This window comes from Prolixibacter sp. DSM 2831, assembly GCF_056493735.1.
In genome coordinates this window covers 891,189-908,369 of record NZ_CM151379.1, presented here as the reverse complement: position 1 = coordinate 908,369, position 17,181 = coordinate 891,189, and the positions used below count along the sequence as shown (strand labels likewise).

Below are 17,181 nucleotides of genomic sequence, written 5' to 3'. Positions count from 1 at the left end.
GAATCATGATACGAAAAGCCGTTATACCCGCCGCCGGATTTGGAACCCGCTTTCTCCCAATCACCAAAGCGCAGCCCAAAGAAATGATTCCGATAGTCGACACGCCGGTCATTCAATATGTGGTGGAAGAAGCCGTTGCCTCCGGAATCACCGATATCCTGATGATTATCGGTCGCGGAAAACGAGCTGTGGAAGAATATTTCGATCGCTCTTTTGAGCTGGAATACCTGCTGAAAGAAAAGAGAAAGTTCAGGGAACTGGATACCATTCGCCGCATTACCGATATGGCGAACATTCATTTTGTTTGGCAAAAAGAGATGAATGGCTTAGGCGATGCTATCCTACATGCACGTGATCATGTTGGCAACGAACCGTTTGCCGTATTGTTGGGCGATACCATTTTCAGAAGTGAAATTCCGGTTACCCGACAACTTATTGAAGTAGCTGAAAAATACAACAGCTCGGTGGTTGGGCTCGAAGAAGTCCCTAAAGACATGGTGAACCGCTATGGCATTTTCGACGGCACTCTTTTGCACGACAACATTCTTCAAGCCAAAAAACTGGTTGAAAAGCCAACTATCCACGAAGCTCCGTCGAATCTGTCTATTGCCAGCCGTTACGTCTTCACACCGGAAATTTTCAGTTACCTGGAAAAAACGCCTCCCGGGAAAAACAACGAGATTCAAATCACTGATGCAATGCAGGCCCTTCTGCAGAACGAAAAAATATACGGTGTAAAACTGAAAGGAAAACTGTTCGACATTGGCGATAAACTGGAATTTATAAAAACCAATATCTTGTTCGGCATGGAACAGGAAGATATCGGTGAAAGCCTGAAAAACTGGTTAAAAGAACTGGCCCAAAAACTCTGAAAAAACATTCATCTTCCTGAAAAGAAAAAAGAGAAGCCCATTGCTGAACTCCTCTCACTACTTCTATGAATCAATCTATCATCTGTTTGCTAGTATCCAAAAACGTGAGGTAACCACAAGCTCAGTTCCGGAACATAAGTAACAAGCAATAACGTGACGATCATCACCACGAACATAGGTAACAGTGGTTTGATCACATGTTGTATTTTCGTGTTCGCCACACTACAGCCGATAAACAGAACCGAGCCCACAGGCGGCGTACAGAGTCCTACCGAAAGGTTCATCACCATGATGATACCAAAATGAATCGGGTCCATTCCCAACTGCGAGGTAACTACCGGAAGGAAAATCGGTGTGAAAATCAGCACTGCCGGCGTCATATCCATGAACACACCCACGAACAGCAGAATGAAGTTGATGATCAGCAAAACAACAACAGGATTGCCGGATACGCTCAACAATGCATCACTCACTCCCTGAGGGATATTCTGATACGACATTACCCACGAAAGTCCCATGGATGTCGCCACCAGCAAAAGCACAATGGCTGTCGTTCCTACGGACTTCAGAAGAATTCCGGGCAAATCGCTCAGCTTTATTTCTTTGTAAGCCATCGCCAGAATGAAACAGTACAAAACAGCTACAGCCGAAGCTTCCGTTGCGGTAAAAATTCCGGCGATAATTCCGCCAATCACTACTAATAGCAGCAATAAACTGGGAATAGCCTGGATAAATATTTTCACACTCTGGCGAAATGTATATTTCTCGCAAAGCGGATATTTTTTTCGAACAGCGAAAACAGCACCAACAATCATCAGCGATAGGCCGGTAAGAATTCCGGGGATATATCCCGCAAGGAAAAGCGCCGCAATAGAGGCCCCTCCCGACGCCAGCGAATAAACAATCAAAATGTTACTCGGCGGGATGCTCAGCCCGGTCGTTGCACTGGTAATGTTAATGGCCGCACTAAAATTTCGGTTATAACCCGATTTCTCCATTTCAGGTCCCATGATACTACCAATAGCCGAAGCCGAAGCAGCTGCAGAGCCGGAAATCGCACCAAAAAGCATGTTGGCAAGTACATTCACAAAAGCCAGTCCGCCGGGAAGCCGCCCAACCAATACTTTTGCAAACGAGATCAACCGGATGGCGATTCCACCGCGGTTCATGAGTTGCCCAGCTAATATGAAAAAGGGTATGGCAAGTAGCGCAAAACTATCAAGTCCGGTAGCCATCTGCTGAGCCAGCGTAGTAAACGCCGGCAACATTCCTACACTTAAAAGAAGCGTAAGCAAGGCTGCCAATCCAATGCTGAAGGCAATGGGCACACCAATGGCCAGAAAAATGATGAACGAAATAACCAGAACAAATATTCCTAATGTTTCCATGAATCAAATCTTTTCAGCGTTTGGATTTTTAGTCAACCGGGCAATCTCGTCGATACTATAATACATGATGAGAAAGCCGCTTAGCGGAACAACAAGGTATACATAGCCGAGAGGAATCTGCATGGCGGCAGATATCTGTCCCAGGTAGAACCGGGTATATACCAGCCATATTCCACCAACGACCATCACCGCAAGAGCGAACAACATCACTAAAATATTGACCAGAATATCGAGGTATTTCCGACGCTCAGGTGACAATTTCTGCGATAGCAAATCGATAGCGAGGTGCTGCTTCATTCCTGCTGCCCAGGCAGCTCCCAGCAATCCTACCCAAATCAGGAGGAATCCGGCCAACTCATCAGTAAAAGAGCTTGGGTCCTGGAAGATATAGCGGCTAGCTACCTGCCAGAGGACATCGAGGACCAGCGCACCCATCAGAATGACCACTGCCCGCTCCAATATTTTATCTACAATGTTTCGGAGTTTCATTTAAAACACGTTTAGTCATGAATTATCGGTTGCCCGGAAAAATCAATTTCCACCCTTGTCTCCTGAAAGATTCAGCGTATCAACCGCCTGAATTCGTTTGATCAGCGAATACAAGGTCGAATCGTTTTTATACTGCTCATACATTCCTTTTACCTTATCTCTGAAAGGCTGCTTATCAGGATGGATAATTTTCACTCCGGCTTTCTTCACGGCTGCCAGGCTCTCTTTTTCCGATTCCGCCCATAGCTTGCGCTGAACGGGAACCGATTCGTTAGCTGCTTCCTGAAGCCATTTCTGCTGCTGCGGGGTCAATTTGTTCCACACAATGGTACTGATGAGCAACACATCGGGAACCATGGTATGCTCATCCAACGAGTAGTATTTACAAACTTCGTAATGATGAGAAAGGTAGAAGCTCGGCGGATTATTTTCCGCACCATCGACCACTCCACCTTGCAACGCTGTATACAACTCTCCAAATGAAATCGGGGTGGGAGAACCGCCTAGCAATTTCACCATCTCTACAGCTGTTTTACTCTTCATTACCCTGATTTTTAACCCTTTCAAATCATCGGGAGAATTAATTGGAGTGTCTTTTGTGTAGAAGGAGCGGCTTCCGGCATCGTAGTAGCAAAGTCCGCGCAACCAGAATTTCTGGGCCTGCTTCAACATTCCCTGTCCGATGGGTCCGTCAAGCACTTTGAAGGCGTGTGCTTTATCTTTAAAAATATAAGGAAGACTGAGTACCTGAAATTCCGGAGCGAAACCTTCGAGTGCAGCAGCCGAAACTTTTGTCATCGCCAGCGAACCGATTTGGAGCAACTCCAGGCATTGACTCTCACCGCCCAGCTGACTGGAAGGATAAATTTCGAGTTTCATGGTACCACCGGATAACTTCTCCAGCCGCTTGCCCATGTACACCATGGCTTTATGCACCGAATTCGTCGGCGCCAGGCTGTGGCCCAGTTTCAGTACCGTCACTTTCTGATGTTGCTGGCAGGACGAAAAAATGAAAAATCCCATCAGCAGCAGAAAGGATATTATCGGTTTGGATTTTATCATGTTTTTTGGTTTTCAAAAAGAAAAAAGCTGGTTCCTCACCCTCTGATTTCTTCCAGTATTTCAAATACCTGCTTTACCTTATTCGTTAAATCCGAATAATTTCCTTTATGAATAATTTCTTTTGTTATCAGTTGCGATCCCATTCCCACGCAAGTGACACCGGCACCAAACCAGGCTTTCAGGCTTTCTTCCGTTGGCTCGACTCCGCCTGTCGGCATCAGGCTTGTCCACGGGCACGGGCCTTTTATCGCCTTCACAAACGAGGGGCCACCCACCTGTGCACCCGGGAAGATCTTACAGATTTCAGCTCCGTACTCTTCGGCCTGATTAATTTCGGTTAACGAACCGCAACCCGGCGACCAAAGAATTTTCCGGCGGTTACAAACCTTCGCCATATCCGGGTTCAGAATCGGAGAAACAATAAAGTTAGCTCCCAGTTGGATGTATAACGAAGCCGTACCGGCATCCACAACCGAGCCTACTCCCAGCATCATATCGGGCATCTCGGCAGCAGCCCAGTGATTCAGTTCTGCAAATACTTCGTGTGCAAAATCACCGCGGTTGGTAAATTCAAAAACCCGTACGCCACCATCATAACAAGCCTTCAATACATGTTTACACACGCCTGCATCCGAATGGAAGAAAACCGGAATAATTCCAGTTTCCTTCATCTTCAGTGCCACTTCAATCCTTGAAAATCTAGCCATTTCTATTTTTTAGTTTCCTTGTATTTCGAATTCCTACCGGGATACACGACCTGAAGCATCACCCGACATCAGCTTCATCACTTCCTCGACGGTCACCTGGTTGTAATCGCCATAAATCGTATGCTTCAGGCAAGAAGCAGCTACTGCGAAGTTCAATGCTTTTTGCTCGTCTTCCGGCCACGTCAGCAGACCATAAATCAATCCGCCCATGAACGAATCACCGCCGCCAACACGGTCGACAATGTGCGTAATCTGATAGGTAGGCGCTTCAAAAAGCTCTTTTCCGTTCCACAGTACGCCCGACCAACTATTGTGGTTAGCACTGACAGAGCCCCGAAGCGTTGTAATCACTTTCTTCACGCGCGGGAATTGTGCCATGATTTGCTTGGATACCGATTCGTAAGCAGCCCCGGAAACATGGCCTCCGGTTACGTCTACTCCTTCTGGTTTGATACCCAAAACCATTTCGGCATCCTCTTCATTTCCGAGAACAACATCGGTACCTGCCACTAAGTCCGGCATCACTTCTCCAGCTGTTTTTCGGTATTTCCAGAGATTTTTCCGGTAGTTCAAATCGCACGAAACGGTTACACCCATTTCGTTGGCTTTCGCAATTCCTTCGGCCAACACATCGGCAGCTCCCTGCGAAATAGCCGGTGTAATTCCGGTCCAGTGAAACCATTGCGCATCTTTCAGTACTTCCTTCCAGTCGATCATTCCCGGTTGAATTTCGGAAATGGCCGAATGTGCCCGGTCATAAACCACCTTCGACGCACGGCTGACGGCACCTGTTTCCAGGAAGTAAATTCCCAGACGCTCTCCGCCCCAAATCATCTTATCGACACCGACACCATATTTCTGCAAATCCATCAGGCACGATTTCCCGATATCATTCTTTGGCAACCGGCTGACAAAATCAACCGGTACACCGTAGTTTGCCAGCGAAACAGCTACGTTTGCCTCGCCCCCTCCAAAGGTGGCCGTAAACTCCTTCGCCTGACTAAACCGCTGATATCCGGGAGTAGCCAATCTCAACATGATCTCACCAAAAGTGACCACTTTTTTATCCATCGTTAAGCAACTTTTTTTCTTGTATTGGTTAATATTCTTTGGTTTGTTTCTTCTTTCTAAAAGCGGAAATAATTCTCCGCGTTGTTGAAACTGATGTTCTCAACCATCTGTCCCAGCAGTTCCATGTCAGCCGGCATTTCACCGTTTTCGACGTCATTCCCCAGCAGGTTGCACAAAATGCGACGGAAATATTCGTGACGGCTATACGACAAAAAGCTTCTGGAATCGGTTAGCATACCAACGAAACGGCTTAGCAATCCGAGATTCGACAGGGCATTCATTTGTTTGGTCATGCCGTCTTTTTGGTCAAGGAACCACCAGCCCGAACCAAACTGGAATTTTCCGGGTACGGAACCGTCCTGAAAGTTTCCGAGCATGGTAGCTATCACCTCGTTATCGCGCGGGTTCAGGTTATACAGAATCGTCTGTGTCAGTTTTTCTTCATAATCGAGACGGTCGAAGAAACGCGACATAGCAGTAGCCTGCGAATAATCGCCAATGGAATCGAAGCCGGTATCTGGTCCCAACTTCTCAAACAACCGACGATTATTATTTCGCATTGCTCCCAGATGATACTGCTGCGTCCAACCACGTTTGTGGTCCATTACGGAGAACTCATATAACATGGCCGATCGGAACTTCAGCAACTCTTCCTGATTGACTTTTCCACCTCCACGCACTTTGCCGAAAATCGCAGCAATTTCTGCATTAGTATACGGTTCAGCGTAGAGCGTTTCCAGTCCATGATCAGACAAACGACAGCCATTTTCATGGAAGAAAGCATGCCGCTTATCCAGCGCTTCCATCAGTTGGTCGAAGGTTGAAATATGCATTCCGGCAACAGCCGAAAGTTGATTGATGTAAGCATTAAAAGCTTCCGTATTTTCGATAGCCATAGCCTTATCGGGGCGCCATGCCGGCAACACATTCACTTCGAAACCATCTTCTTTAATTTGCCGGTGATATTCCAGCGAATCAACCGGATCGTCCGTTGTACAAATGGTATGCACATTGGCTTTCCTGATAATACCGTGACAGGAGAAGTCGGGGGTATTCAGTTTTTCATTCGCCTCTTCCCAAATTTCCTTCGCCGTTTTTTCATTCAGAATTTTATTGATTCCAAAAGGCTTTTTCAGTTCCAGATGAGTCCAGTGATACAACGGGTTTCGCAATGTATAGGGCACGGTTTCCGCCCACTTCATGAACTTTTCCTCATCCGTGGCATCACCGGTACAATAGCGTTCGTCCACGCCATTGGTGCGCATCGCTCTCCATTTGTAGTGATCGCCGTAAAGCCAAATCTCCGTCAGGTTACGGAATGATTTGTTCTCGGCAATTTCTTTCGGAGAGATGTGACAGTGATAGTCGAAGATGGGCATTTTAGCCGCATGTTCGTGGTATAATTGACGCGCCGTATCGGTTTCCAACAAAAAATCTTCTCCCAAAAAAGGTTTCATCTATCTATCCTTTTACAAATTAAACAGTCTCTTCAGGTGGCGGTCAAACAGGTTTTCCTCCACACAACTTCCAACCAGCTCTTTATTCCTTTCAATCAGCGAAGTATACGTTTCGCCATATTCAGCGGCAATCTTGTACCCAACATGAATTAACTGACGGAAACCGGGATTGTATTCCGGATGACCGGGAATATGACGTAACGCATTCGCATACTGCTCGCTCGTCCAGCTATCAACATCGGAAACCGATGGCAGCAGTTGATCGTCAATATCAATTACATCGGCATACGGCGCACACAGTTCGTCTTTCCGCTCCAGCGCCTTTTTATAAATATTCTTGGCCAGTTCCAGTGCTTCACCGCCAGCCAGCGCCAGACCAATCACCTCCTCGAGCCAGGTAGTACCAGCCGTTTTTACGTGAAGGCCTTTATCATGTTTACGAATAATTTCGGCCATCACCGGATAAATGGAAAACTTATCCGATCCAGAATGCACGCTCAATTTCAACATTTCCGGAAGACCAAACTCTTTCACAGCAAAATCGATCACCAGGATATCCTCTTCGAATTCGCGGGCAAACTGCTTCACATCGCCGACATAATCGACACCTTTATTAAAACGCCCGGTGAACTTCGGGGCAATCGTTTGCACAGGCATACCCTCCTCAGCAATCATTTTCAGGATGAAGAACATCTCGATAGGTGTCTGCGGAGCTTCCACCTCATCCATCGAAACTTCGGTAATGAAGTCGTGATCCTTTTTCCGTGCCTTGATGAACCGGTAAATATTTCCTGCTTCAGCGATGGCTGCAAGGAAACGATCGGCCATTTCCCTCAAAAACTCTTCGTCCACTTTGAACGGAGAATCAATGCCGGGAATTTGCCATTCACCTTTATACTTTTCGCAGGCATCCAGAAAATCATCCACATCATCAGCGGAAGAGGCCTTGCCAATAAAAGCAGCCACATCCAGTGTGAAAAAGTTGGACGATTCAAGAAATCCCTCAACGTTTCCCAAGCCAATATGGTCGGCATCGACAAAATAGGCTCCCTGATACCCCAAAGCTGCCACAGCTGCATCAGCTTCGTTCCGGGTATCTTCCGGTTTCGAATTAACGATGGTATGTTCGCGGTTGGACTTGTTCCAAACCGGACTGATATCGATGCCTGCTTTTTGAGCTTTCATGATGGCCCGAAGCTGTGCCTCACCTTCTCTGGCGAACCGATCACCGATACCAAAGCTATATTTTCCAAGTTTCATAATCAGCTTATTTTCAACAGAATTTACTCACACACGTTTTCCGTGTTCGTTCACGAAAGTAGTAACTTTTTCCTGAACACAAAACTTAAAAACCCAATAGATCGCTCTTTTATGTTTTAAAATAGTTTTTTGCCGTTATCGTACACGACAAATCTTTTTTTTCATAGATTTGTTTGTTGAACTGAACATTGAACCTTAAAAATTTTGCCTTATCAAACAGGAACGAAAAATAATCCGTATAAAAGACATCGCGGAAAAAGCAGGTGTATCGATCGGTACAGTTGACCGGGTGTTACACAACCGTGGTGAAGTTTCGGCCGCGACCAAAGAAAAAATACTGTCCATCATTAATGATCTGGACTACCGCCCCAATTTTTTGGCCAGTTCATTAGCTTCCAAAAAAGAAACCTCATTCGCTGTGCTGCTCCCCAAAGCGCCAACCAAAGAATCCTATTGGACCCGTCCGCTCTCCGGAATTGACCGGGCAGCAGAAGAGCTGGCCCAATTTGGTGTAAAATTGGATCTTTACCTGTTTGATACCGATGGTTCCGCTTCATTCAATGAAAAGACGGTTGATATTCTGGAGAATCCGCCGGCCGGGGTTTTACTGGCTCCGTGGATCAGCCGGGAGGCAAAATTATTCACTTCAACATTGGATGCATTAGACATTCCTTATGTTTATATCGATTCCAATCTGAAAGAGACGCATCCCGTGAGTTACATCGGGCAGAACTCTTTCCAGAGCGGATACCTGGCGGCTAAACTATTAAATTACGGTCTGCCGGAAGAACGCGTTTTTCTGTTGATTCATATCGGTCGTGAACTGGATAATCAAAACCACCTCCATCAGCGCGAACAAGGATTCTTTGACTATTTCAAAGAGAAATCCATTCAGCAGAAAGTCATTAAGATGGAAATTCAGGAAAGTGAAGCCGAACTGAAACAGCAGATAGCTGCCAAAGGATTGGCTCCGGAAAAAATCGACTGCGTTTATGTAACCAATTCACGGGTTCACATTGTGGCTGAGTATTTTTCAAAACTGGGGCTTCATCCGCGAATTTTAGGCTACGACCTCATTCCGCCCAACGTGAAAATGCTGAAGAAAGATGCCATCGATTTTCTCATCTGTCAGAATCCGGAGGAACAGGGCTACAACGCGCTAAATGCGTTGTTCGATCACGTTCTCAGGAAACAGCCGGTGGAAAAAGAACACTTCACATCCATCGATATTATCACCCGGGAAAATCTGGATTACTACAGTGCCAAATAATCTGAAACAGAAAAACTGAATCTACAAGACATTAGATCCATGAAAGACTTTACGTTCGACGACCTTAACGGGAAAGTATGTGTTGTAACCGGTGGAGCCGGAGTTATTGGAAAAGCTATTGTATCAGCCCTGGCAACCGTCGGGGCAAAAGTTGCAATTGTTTCACGTGGTGAAGAAAAAGGGAAACAGGTTGCTGAAGAGATTTCCCGGGAAACCGGAGGAACAGTCATCTGGATCAAAGGCGACGTGCTGGACAAAGCCCAGTTGGAACAAGCTCATCAATCGATTAAAGAGCAACTCGGCCCGATCGATATTCTCGTCAACAATGCAGGAGGAAACTCGCCGAAAGCAACGACCGGCGTAGAACAAATGCAGGAGTCTGATTTGGACGACCTTCAGTCGACTTTCTACGGATTGGAAATGGAAGGATTCGACAATGTTTTCGACCTCAATTTCAAAGGAACGGTGTTACCGACCATGGTTTTCACCCGCGACATGCTGGAGAAGAAAACAGGTGTGGTGCTGAACGTTTCTTCCATGAATGCCTACCATCCATTAACGAAGATACCGGCCTATTCTGCAGCTAAAGCTTCGATTAATAATTTCACTGAATGGCTGGCGGTGCACATGGCCAAAGTCGGTATACGCGTAAACGCTGTCGCTCCAGGCTTTTTTATCACTGAGCAAAACCGCTTCCTGGTGTTGGACGAAAAAACCGGCAATTACTCCAGGCGAGGACAGAAAATCGTAGACAATACTCCGATGGGGAAATTCGGTGAACCGGAAGACTTGCAGGGAACCGTGCTACTCCTTCTTTCTAACCTCTCGTCATTTGTTACAGGCGTTGTCATCCCGGTTGACGGAGGTTTCAACGCCTACAGCGGAGTTTAAAAAGAATTGCCCACTATTCAGGAAAATCAGTAAAAAAAGAAATAGTAAAATGGATCTTCAACTCAAACAAAATTGTCAATATTCACTGTTGGTACCCACCAGCATGGGCGTGCGCATTACGCCGGTGAACGGACAACCGGTACATAGCAGCAACCTCTTCGAAATGCAGGCAACCAGTGCCGAAACCAACGTGGCGAGCATTGCCTCCTATCTCGGAATGCCGGTCAAAGTGCTGACCACTTTCGTGAAGGGAAGTCCGGTGGCGAAATTCATCAAAAGCAATCTGAAGAGCCGCCACATGGATTACGAAGGCCCTGAAGTTCCGCAAGGCGATCCATGGGGTTACCGTCACCAGTTCAATATTGCCGACAGCGGTTTCGGTTCTCGCGGACCACGCGTTCAAAACGACCGTGCCGGTGAAGTAGGCCGGACCCTCAACGTAAAAGATTTTGATTTGGAACGTATTTTCGGTAAAGAAGGCGTCCAAATCGTACACCTATCGGGACTGATAGCAGCCCTTTCGCCTGAAACCAGTACGTTTTGTCTCGAGATTGCTCGCGCCGCAAAAAAGCATGGCACTCGCATCTCCTTCGATTTGAACTACCGTGCTTCATTCTGGAAAGGCCGCGCCGAAGAGTTGCGTAAGAACTTTACCGAAATAGCATCAGTTGCCGATATCCTTATCGGGAATGAAGAAGATTTTCAACTGTGTTTTGGTATTAAAGGTCCGGAAGCCGGAGGGAAAGGCATCGAAGCCGAGATTGAAGGTTTCAAAGGCCTCATCACAAACGTGAAGAAATCATTCCCCAATGCGTCGGTATTTGCCACAACATTACGGCAAGTGGTCAGTACCAACGAGCACCTGTGGGGAGCTGTCATGCTCGCCGGTGCTGAATGGCAAGTCATCGAGCCCCGTAAAATCAACGTACTCGACCGCATCGGCGGTGGTGATGGTTTTGTTGGCGGTCTTTTATATGGTATCCTGAAAGGTTGGGAAGCTGAAAAATGGCCGCAGTTTGGCTGGGCAACCGGCGCGCTGGCAACTACGTTCCTGACAGACTACGCTCAGCCTGCCGACGAAGAGATGGTTTGGAGCATCTGGGAAGGAAATGCAAGAGTTAAGAGATAAGATAAAAAAAGGCACAGGCGAAGGCAAAGGCTAAAGAAAAGAATTATGGCAAATCGATTTTACGAAATATGAGATGAGCTATAGAGACAGGAAATACAACGATTTCAGAGATATGCCCGTGTGGCAGAAAGCCTTTGCCTTGCTGGTCCAAGTTTACCAAATAATCAAGCGTTTTCCGGCAGATGAGCGATTTGCTTTGACAGATGATTTAAGACGGGCCGAGAATTCGGTTGTTCACAATTTGGCCGAAGGTTATGGTCGTTATGAACCGAAAGACAAAACCCGTTTTTACAAAATTGCCAGAGGAAGTGCCTACGAATCGATGAGTCAAATTCTGGTAGCCGAATCTCAGCAATATCTGAATTCTGAAATGTCAGAAGATTTGATAAAACGTTACAAGGAAACAATCGAAGAAATTAATGCTTTGATCTACTCCCTTGAAAAATAATTTTCTCAGGTCGAGACAAAGGCTGTCTTTCTGCGCCTTTGCCTTTTCCTGAGCCTTAATTTTAAGAAACATGATCTACTACGAAACAGGATCGCCGGAACAAGAGTTGAGTGCAGTCGACCTGCAAGAGGGACTGTTCATGGCTCTCGATAAACTGGGGGACGTCAGCAAAGTACTGGCCATCCCTCCGGATTACACGCGTTATCCGTCGCATGCAGGCGAGTTAACTGAATATGCCTGGCAATACTACGGCGAAAAACTGACCGATATATTACCAGCTTTGGGAACGCATAGTCCCATGACAGAAAAACAGATTCACCACATGTTTGGCCAGGTTCCAATTGATTTATTTCGTGAACATGACTGGCGGAACGATGTCGTCACGTTAGGGGAAGTTCCCGGTGAGTACATCAAGGAAGTATCCAAAGGAGCGCTCGAGTACTCCTGGCCCGTCCAGGTGAACAAACTGCTGCGCGACGGAGGCCACGATTTGATTCTCTCCATCGGGCAGGTTGTCCCGCACGAAGTGGTTGGCATGGCCAACTACAACAAAAACATCTTTGTGGGAACCGGAGGAGCAGAAGGAATCAACAAGAGCCATTTCCTCGGAGCTGTTTACGGCATGGAAAAAATGATGGGGCGCGCCGATACACCCGTCCGCCGGATGTTCAACTACGCCAGCGAAAAGGTCGCGGCAGAATTACCCATCGTTTATGTGCTCACGGTTGTGGAAGCGGCGAAAGATGGGAAACTGAAGGTTCGCGGCCTGTTCATCGGAGACGATTTTGAAGTATTCGACAAAGCAGCGGCCCTTTCGGTGAAGGTTAATTTTGAGATGCTCGACAAACCCATTAAAAAAGCGGTTGTTTACCTCGATCCTTCTGAGTTCAAATCCACCTGGCTCGGCAATAAAGCGGTTTACCGTACCCGGATGGCGCTGGCCGACGATGCCGAGTTAGTCGTTCTGGCTCCAGCCCTGAAGGAATTCGGCGAAGACCCGGAAATTGATAAACTGATCCGGAAATACGGTTATCACGGCACTCCACACACCCTGGAAATGGTGGAGAAAAACTCTGAGCTACGAAAGAACCTCAGTGCCGCAGCACACCTCATTCACGGTAGTTCGGAAGGTCGTTTCACCATTACCTACTGCCCGGGAAACAACAAGGAAAATCTGAGCCGCGAAGAGATTGAAAGTGTTGGATTCCAGTACAAAGATTTGGATGAAATGCTGCAGGTATACGATCCGCATCAGTTAAAAGACGGATGGAACCAATTACCCGGCGGCGAAGAAATTTTTTATATCTCGAACCCGGCACTGGGCCTGTGGGCATACAAAGACCGGTTCAAGGATTAATTACAAATTGCCAATCAAAAATATTCATGGAAGAAGTTAGGTGGGGAATCATTGGCTGCGGAAAAGTAACTGAAGTTAAAAGCGGCCCGGCATTACAAAAGATTGAGCACTCGAGTTTGGTAGCGGTGATGCGCCGTTCGGCTGAAAAAGCGGAAGATTATGCGAAGCGACATAATGTGCCCAAATGGTACAGCGATGCGGACCAACTCATTAACGACCCGGAAGTGAATGCCGTTTATGTGGCAACTCCGCCCGAAACGCATGCTAAATATGCTATCCAGGCCATGAAAGCCGGCAAACCGGTTTACGTGGAAAAACCGATGGCACTCAATCACCAGGAATGTGATGAGATGAACCGTGTTTCGAAGGAAACTGGCATGCCACTGTTTGTAGCGTATTATCGTCGACGGTTACCCGGATTTCTGAAAGTGAAAGAATTGCTGGCCGCCAAAGCTATCGGCGATGTACGGTTGGTTAATATCCGCTTTTACCGTACGTTTAACAAGGACGAATACAGCAATGGGTTACCCTGGCGGGTGATTCCCGAAAAAGCCGGAGGCGGACTGTTCTTCGATTTAGCAGCTCATCAGCTTGATATTCTCGACGACTGGTTTGGTCCCATCCGCGATGTGCGTGGACAAGCCTTCAACCAAGCCGGAGCATACCCTGCTGAAGATATGGTATTGGGAAACTGGTTGCATGAAACGGGCGTAGCCGGAACCGGAACCTGGTGTTTCACGACTTCGGAGCAAAAGAATCTCGATGAAATCGAAATTATCGGCAGTACCGGAAACATCCGGCTGTCAACCTTTGAATTTACACCGGTTATTCTCGAGACGGCATCCGGAAAACAGGAATTTCCCTTCCCCGCCCCTGATCACGTTCAGCAAAATTTGCTGCAAACTATCGTCGACGAGCTTCGCGGTAGCGGAAAATCACCGTCGAACGGCCAAAGCGCTGCACGCACCAGCCGAGTAATGGACGAAATGGTCAGTAACTTTTATTCCGGAAAATAACCAGCGAACCCGTAACCCGATTAACCTGTTATTCACACGAAAGTGAGGCAACGATGAGAATTATTATTGACGACAAAATACCCTACATCAAAGGGGCACTGGAACCGTTTGCCGATGTAGTTTACCTACCGGGAAGCAAAACAACTCCGGAAGTAGTAAAAGGTGCCGATGCCCTCATCACCCGGACACGCACCAAATGCAACCGGGATTTGCTGGAAGGCTCCAATGTAAAATTTATTGCCACGGCAACCATCGGTTTCGACCACATCGATACCGAATACTGCCGCGAGGCTGGCATTGAATGGACCAATGCTCCGGGTTGCAACTCGGGTTCCGTGGAACAATACATTGCTTCCACATTGGCAGTTCTTAGCCAAAAACACAACTTTTCGCTTAGCGGAAAAACCATCGGCATTGTCGGTGTAGGAAACGTAGGTTCGAAAGTGGCCCGCATTGCCGAGGCTTACGGCATGAAGGTCCTGCTGAACGATCCTCCCCGCGAACGGGCTGAAGGAAAAGGCGACTTTGTTTCACTGGACGAAATTCTGGAGCAAAGTGATATCATCACGCTGCATGTTCCGCTGAACATGACCGGTGAGGACAAAACCTTTCACCTGGCCGATGACACCTTTTTCGCGAAAGCGGGAAAAGACCCATTCGTCATCAACTCGTGCCGCGGCGAAGTGGTCGAAACCGGCGCGCTGAAAAACGCGTTGAAAACCAATCGGATTGCCGGTGCCGTGATTGATTGCTGGGAAAACGAGCCCGATATCGATCGCGAATTGCTGGCAATGGTCGACATTGCGACCCCGCACATCGCCGGCTATTCCAAAGACGGGAAAGCCAATGGAACTGCCATGAGTGTACAGGCCATCAGTCGGTTTTTCGGACTGGGCATCGACAACTGGACCTGCCAGAATGTGGAACTTCCGGCATCGACCGAAATCACCATAAACGAAATAGAAAAAAACACTGAAGAAGTTTTGAAGAAAGCAGTTCTGGAAACTTACGACATTCGCGAGGATGATGAACGGTTACGGCTTTCGCCGGAAAGCTTCGAGAAACAACGGGGCGACTATCCGGTCCGTCGCGAATTCCCGGTGTACCAGATAACGCTTCTTAACAGTTCGCCGGAAACAATGAAACAACTTAATACGTTCGGTTTTAAAACGACATAAATAAAAGCACTTTAATCGTATTCAAAATATAAAAACACATGAAAGAAAAAGCAGACATTGGCCTCATCGGCCTCGCAGTAATGGGCGAGAACCTCGTGCTCAACATGGAAAGCAAAGGTTTTACTGTTGCTGTATATAACCGTACAACCGAAAAAGTAGATAAATTCATCAACGGCCGCGGCGCCGGGAAAAATTTCATTGGCTGCCACACCATCGAAGAATTGACGGCCAACCTGGAACGTCCACGCAAAGTGATGATGCTAGTGAAAGCCGGACAACCGGTGGATGATCTCATCGAAAAAATTATCCCTCACCTCGAGGAAGGCGACATCATCATCGATGGTGGAAACTCACACTTCCCCGATACCATGCGTCGCACCGAATACGTCGAAAGCAAAGGACTTCGCTACATCGGAACCGGTGTTTCGGGTGGTGAAGAAGGCGCCCTGCATGGCCCGTCAATGATGCCGGGTGGAACTCCGGAGGCATGGCCGTTTGTCAAAGATATTTTCCAGTCCATCGCTGCCAAAGTAGAAGACGGAACTCCCTGCTGCGACTGGGTCGGTGAAAACGGTGCCGGTCACTTTGTGAAAATGGTACACAACGGTATCGAGTACGGTGACATGCAGATCATCACCGAAGCCTACCAGATCATGAAAGACCTGCTCGGTATGAATTACGACGAAATGCACGACGTATTTGCTGAGTGGAACAAGGGTGACCTGGATAGCTACCTCATCGAAATTACCCGCGATATTCTCGGCTACCGCGATGAAGAAGGTGACCCGTTGGTAGAAAAAATCCTCGACACCGCTGGTCAAAAAGGTACCGGAAAATGGACCGGTATTTCAGCGCTCGATTTGGGCATTCCATTGACATTGATTGGCGAAGCGGTATTTGCCCGCTGTCTTTCGGCGCAAAAAGATTTGCGTGTCACCGCATCGAAAGCGCTGAGCGGACCGAAAGCCAGCTTTGAAGGCGACCGCGAGCAGTTCCTGAAAGATTTGAAAGATGCGCTGTACGGAGCCAAAATCATCTCCTACGCACAGGGTTATGACCTAATGCGCGAGGCCGCCAATGAACACAACTGGAACCTCAACTACGGAGGCATTGCCCTGATGTGGCGTGGCGGATGTATCATCCGTTCGAAGTTCCTCGGTGATATCAAGAAAGCCTACGACAAGAACGGCGATTTGGAGAACCTTCTACTTGACGATTTCTTTAAAGGAAAAATTGAAGCCGCCCAGGAAGGATGGCGTCGTGTGGTAGCTACCGCTGTGATGAACGGCGTACCGGCTCCTGCAATGACCACTGCCCTGAACTATTTCGACGGTTTCCGCAGCGAGCGTTTGCCCGCCAACCTGCTGCAGGCACAGCGCGACTACTTCGGAGCGCATACATACGAACGGGTTGACAAACCGCGTGGCGAGTTTTTCCATACCAACTGGACCGGCCACGGTGGAGATACCGCCTCATCGACTTACAACGTGTAACGAACAATTTTCAGATAAGTCCATCCCGGGAAGAGCTTTCTTTCCGGGATTTTTTTTGAAAGATATTAGATGAGAGAAAGTAGATTGGTTTCA

Annotated in this window: 16 protein-coding genes; 9 read left to right on the top strand and 7 right to left on the bottom strand. The window is 47.5% G+C overall.

Going from position 1 to position 17,181, the window contains the following annotated elements; genetic code table 11:
- The first annotated feature begins 5 nt into the window (after window positions 1-5).
- Entirely contained in the window at window positions 6-872 is an 867-nt protein-coding gene (gene galU / locus AC060N_RS03525; RefSeq protein ID WP_479525911.1) for a UTP--glucose-1-phosphate uridylyltransferase GalU, read from the top strand.
- Window positions 873-961: 89 nt separating this feature from the next.
- Here the strand turns inward: galU and AC060N_RS03520 are convergent, their stop codons facing one another.
- Genes AC060N_RS03520 through AC060N_RS03490 form a run of 7 tightly spaced genes read right to left on the bottom strand, consistent with a single transcriptional unit; the run spans window position 962 to window position 8,306 of the window.
- Window positions 962-2,260, bottom strand: a complete 1,299-nt coding sequence (locus AC060N_RS03520; RefSeq protein WP_479525910.1) for a TRAP transporter large permease — start codon at window positions 2,258-2,260, stop codon at window positions 962-964.
- A 3-nt stretch (window positions 2,261-2,263) separates the two neighbouring features.
- Window positions 2,264-2,749, bottom strand: a complete 486-nt coding sequence (locus AC060N_RS03515) for a TRAP transporter small permease (RefSeq protein ID WP_479525909.1) — start codon at window positions 2,747-2,749, stop codon at window positions 2,264-2,266.
- Between the two features lie 42 nt (window positions 2,750-2,791).
- A complete protein-coding gene (locus AC060N_RS03510; RefSeq protein ID WP_479525908.1) occupies window positions 2,792-3,811 on the bottom strand; it encodes a TRAP transporter substrate-binding protein in 1,020 nt (339 codons plus the stop codon).
- Window positions 3,812-3,846: 35 nt separating this feature from the next.
- Window positions 3,847-4,518 (bottom strand): bifunctional 4-hydroxy-2-oxoglutarate aldolase/2-dehydro-3-deoxy-phosphogluconate aldolase, encoded by a 672-nt coding sequence (locus tag AC060N_RS03505; RefSeq protein ID WP_153637735.1) that lies wholly within the window; start codon window positions 4,516-4,518, stop codon window positions 3,847-3,849.
- 33 nt (window positions 4,519-4,551) lie between these two features.
- Window positions 4,552-5,589 (bottom strand): PfkB family carbohydrate kinase, encoded by a 1,038-nt coding sequence (locus AC060N_RS03500; RefSeq protein ID WP_479525907.1) that lies wholly within the window; start codon window positions 5,587-5,589, stop codon window positions 4,552-4,554.
- Window positions 5,590-5,645: 56 nt separating this feature from the next.
- The gene (uxaC, locus tag AC060N_RS03495; RefSeq protein WP_479525906.1) at window positions 5,646-7,046 is read right to left on the bottom strand and encodes a glucuronate isomerase; all 1,401 of its coding nucleotides are present in this window, start codon (window positions 7,044-7,046) and stop codon (window positions 5,646-5,648) included.
- Between the two features lie 12 nt (window positions 7,047-7,058).
- A complete protein-coding gene (locus AC060N_RS03490; RefSeq protein ID WP_479525905.1) occupies window positions 7,059-8,306 on the bottom strand; it encodes a tagaturonate epimerase family protein in 1,248 nt (415 codons plus the stop codon).
- Between the two features lie 211 nt (window positions 8,307-8,517).
- Here AC060N_RS03490 and AC060N_RS03485 point away from each other — a divergent pair, with 211 nt between their 5' ends.
- The 8 genes from AC060N_RS03485 (at window position 8,518) to gnd (ending at window position 17,088) form a co-directional block, all read left to right on the top strand.
- Window positions 8,518-9,576, top strand: a complete 1,059-nt coding sequence (locus AC060N_RS03485) for a LacI family DNA-binding transcriptional regulator (RefSeq protein ID WP_308788911.1) — start codon at window positions 8,518-8,520, stop codon at window positions 9,574-9,576.
- A gap of 39 nt (window positions 9,577-9,615) precedes the next feature.
- Window positions 9,616-10,467, top strand: a complete 852-nt coding sequence (locus tag AC060N_RS03480) for an SDR family oxidoreductase (protein WP_479525904.1) — start codon at window positions 9,616-9,618, stop codon at window positions 10,465-10,467.
- 49 nt (window positions 10,468-10,516) lie between these two features.
- A complete protein-coding gene (locus tag AC060N_RS03475) occupies window positions 10,517-11,596 on the top strand; it encodes a sugar kinase (RefSeq protein ID WP_479525903.1) in 1,080 nt (359 codons plus the stop codon).
- Window positions 11,597-11,669: 73 nt separating this feature from the next.
- Complete coding sequence (locus AC060N_RS03470) at window positions 11,670-12,044, top strand: four helix bundle protein (RefSeq protein ID WP_479525902.1); 375 nt, start codon at window positions 11,670-11,672, stop codon at window positions 12,042-12,044.
- A gap of 70 nt (window positions 12,045-12,114) precedes the next feature.
- Window positions 12,115-13,401: a nickel-dependent putative hexonate epimerase gene (locus AC060N_RS03465; protein ID WP_479525901.1), complete on the top strand. Its 1,287-nt coding sequence runs from the start codon at window positions 12,115-12,117 to the stop codon at window positions 13,399-13,401.
- A gap of 26 nt (window positions 13,402-13,427) precedes the next feature.
- Window positions 13,428-14,417, top strand: a complete 990-nt coding sequence (locus tag AC060N_RS03460; RefSeq protein WP_479525900.1) for a Gfo/Idh/MocA family protein — start codon at window positions 13,428-13,430, stop codon at window positions 14,415-14,417.
- 53 nt (window positions 14,418-14,470) lie between these two features.
- Entirely contained in the window at window positions 14,471-15,595 is a 1,125-nt protein-coding gene (gene pdxB, locus AC060N_RS03455) for a 4-phosphoerythronate dehydrogenase PdxB (protein ID WP_479525899.1), read from the top strand.
- 38 nt (window positions 15,596-15,633) lie between these two features.
- On the top strand, window positions 15,634-17,088 hold the full coding sequence (gene gnd / locus AC060N_RS03450; RefSeq protein WP_479525898.1) for a decarboxylating NADP(+)-dependent phosphogluconate dehydrogenase: 1,455 nt from the start codon (window positions 15,634-15,636) through the stop codon (window positions 17,086-17,088).
- The last annotated feature ends 93 nt before the right edge of the window (window positions 17,089-17,181 follow it).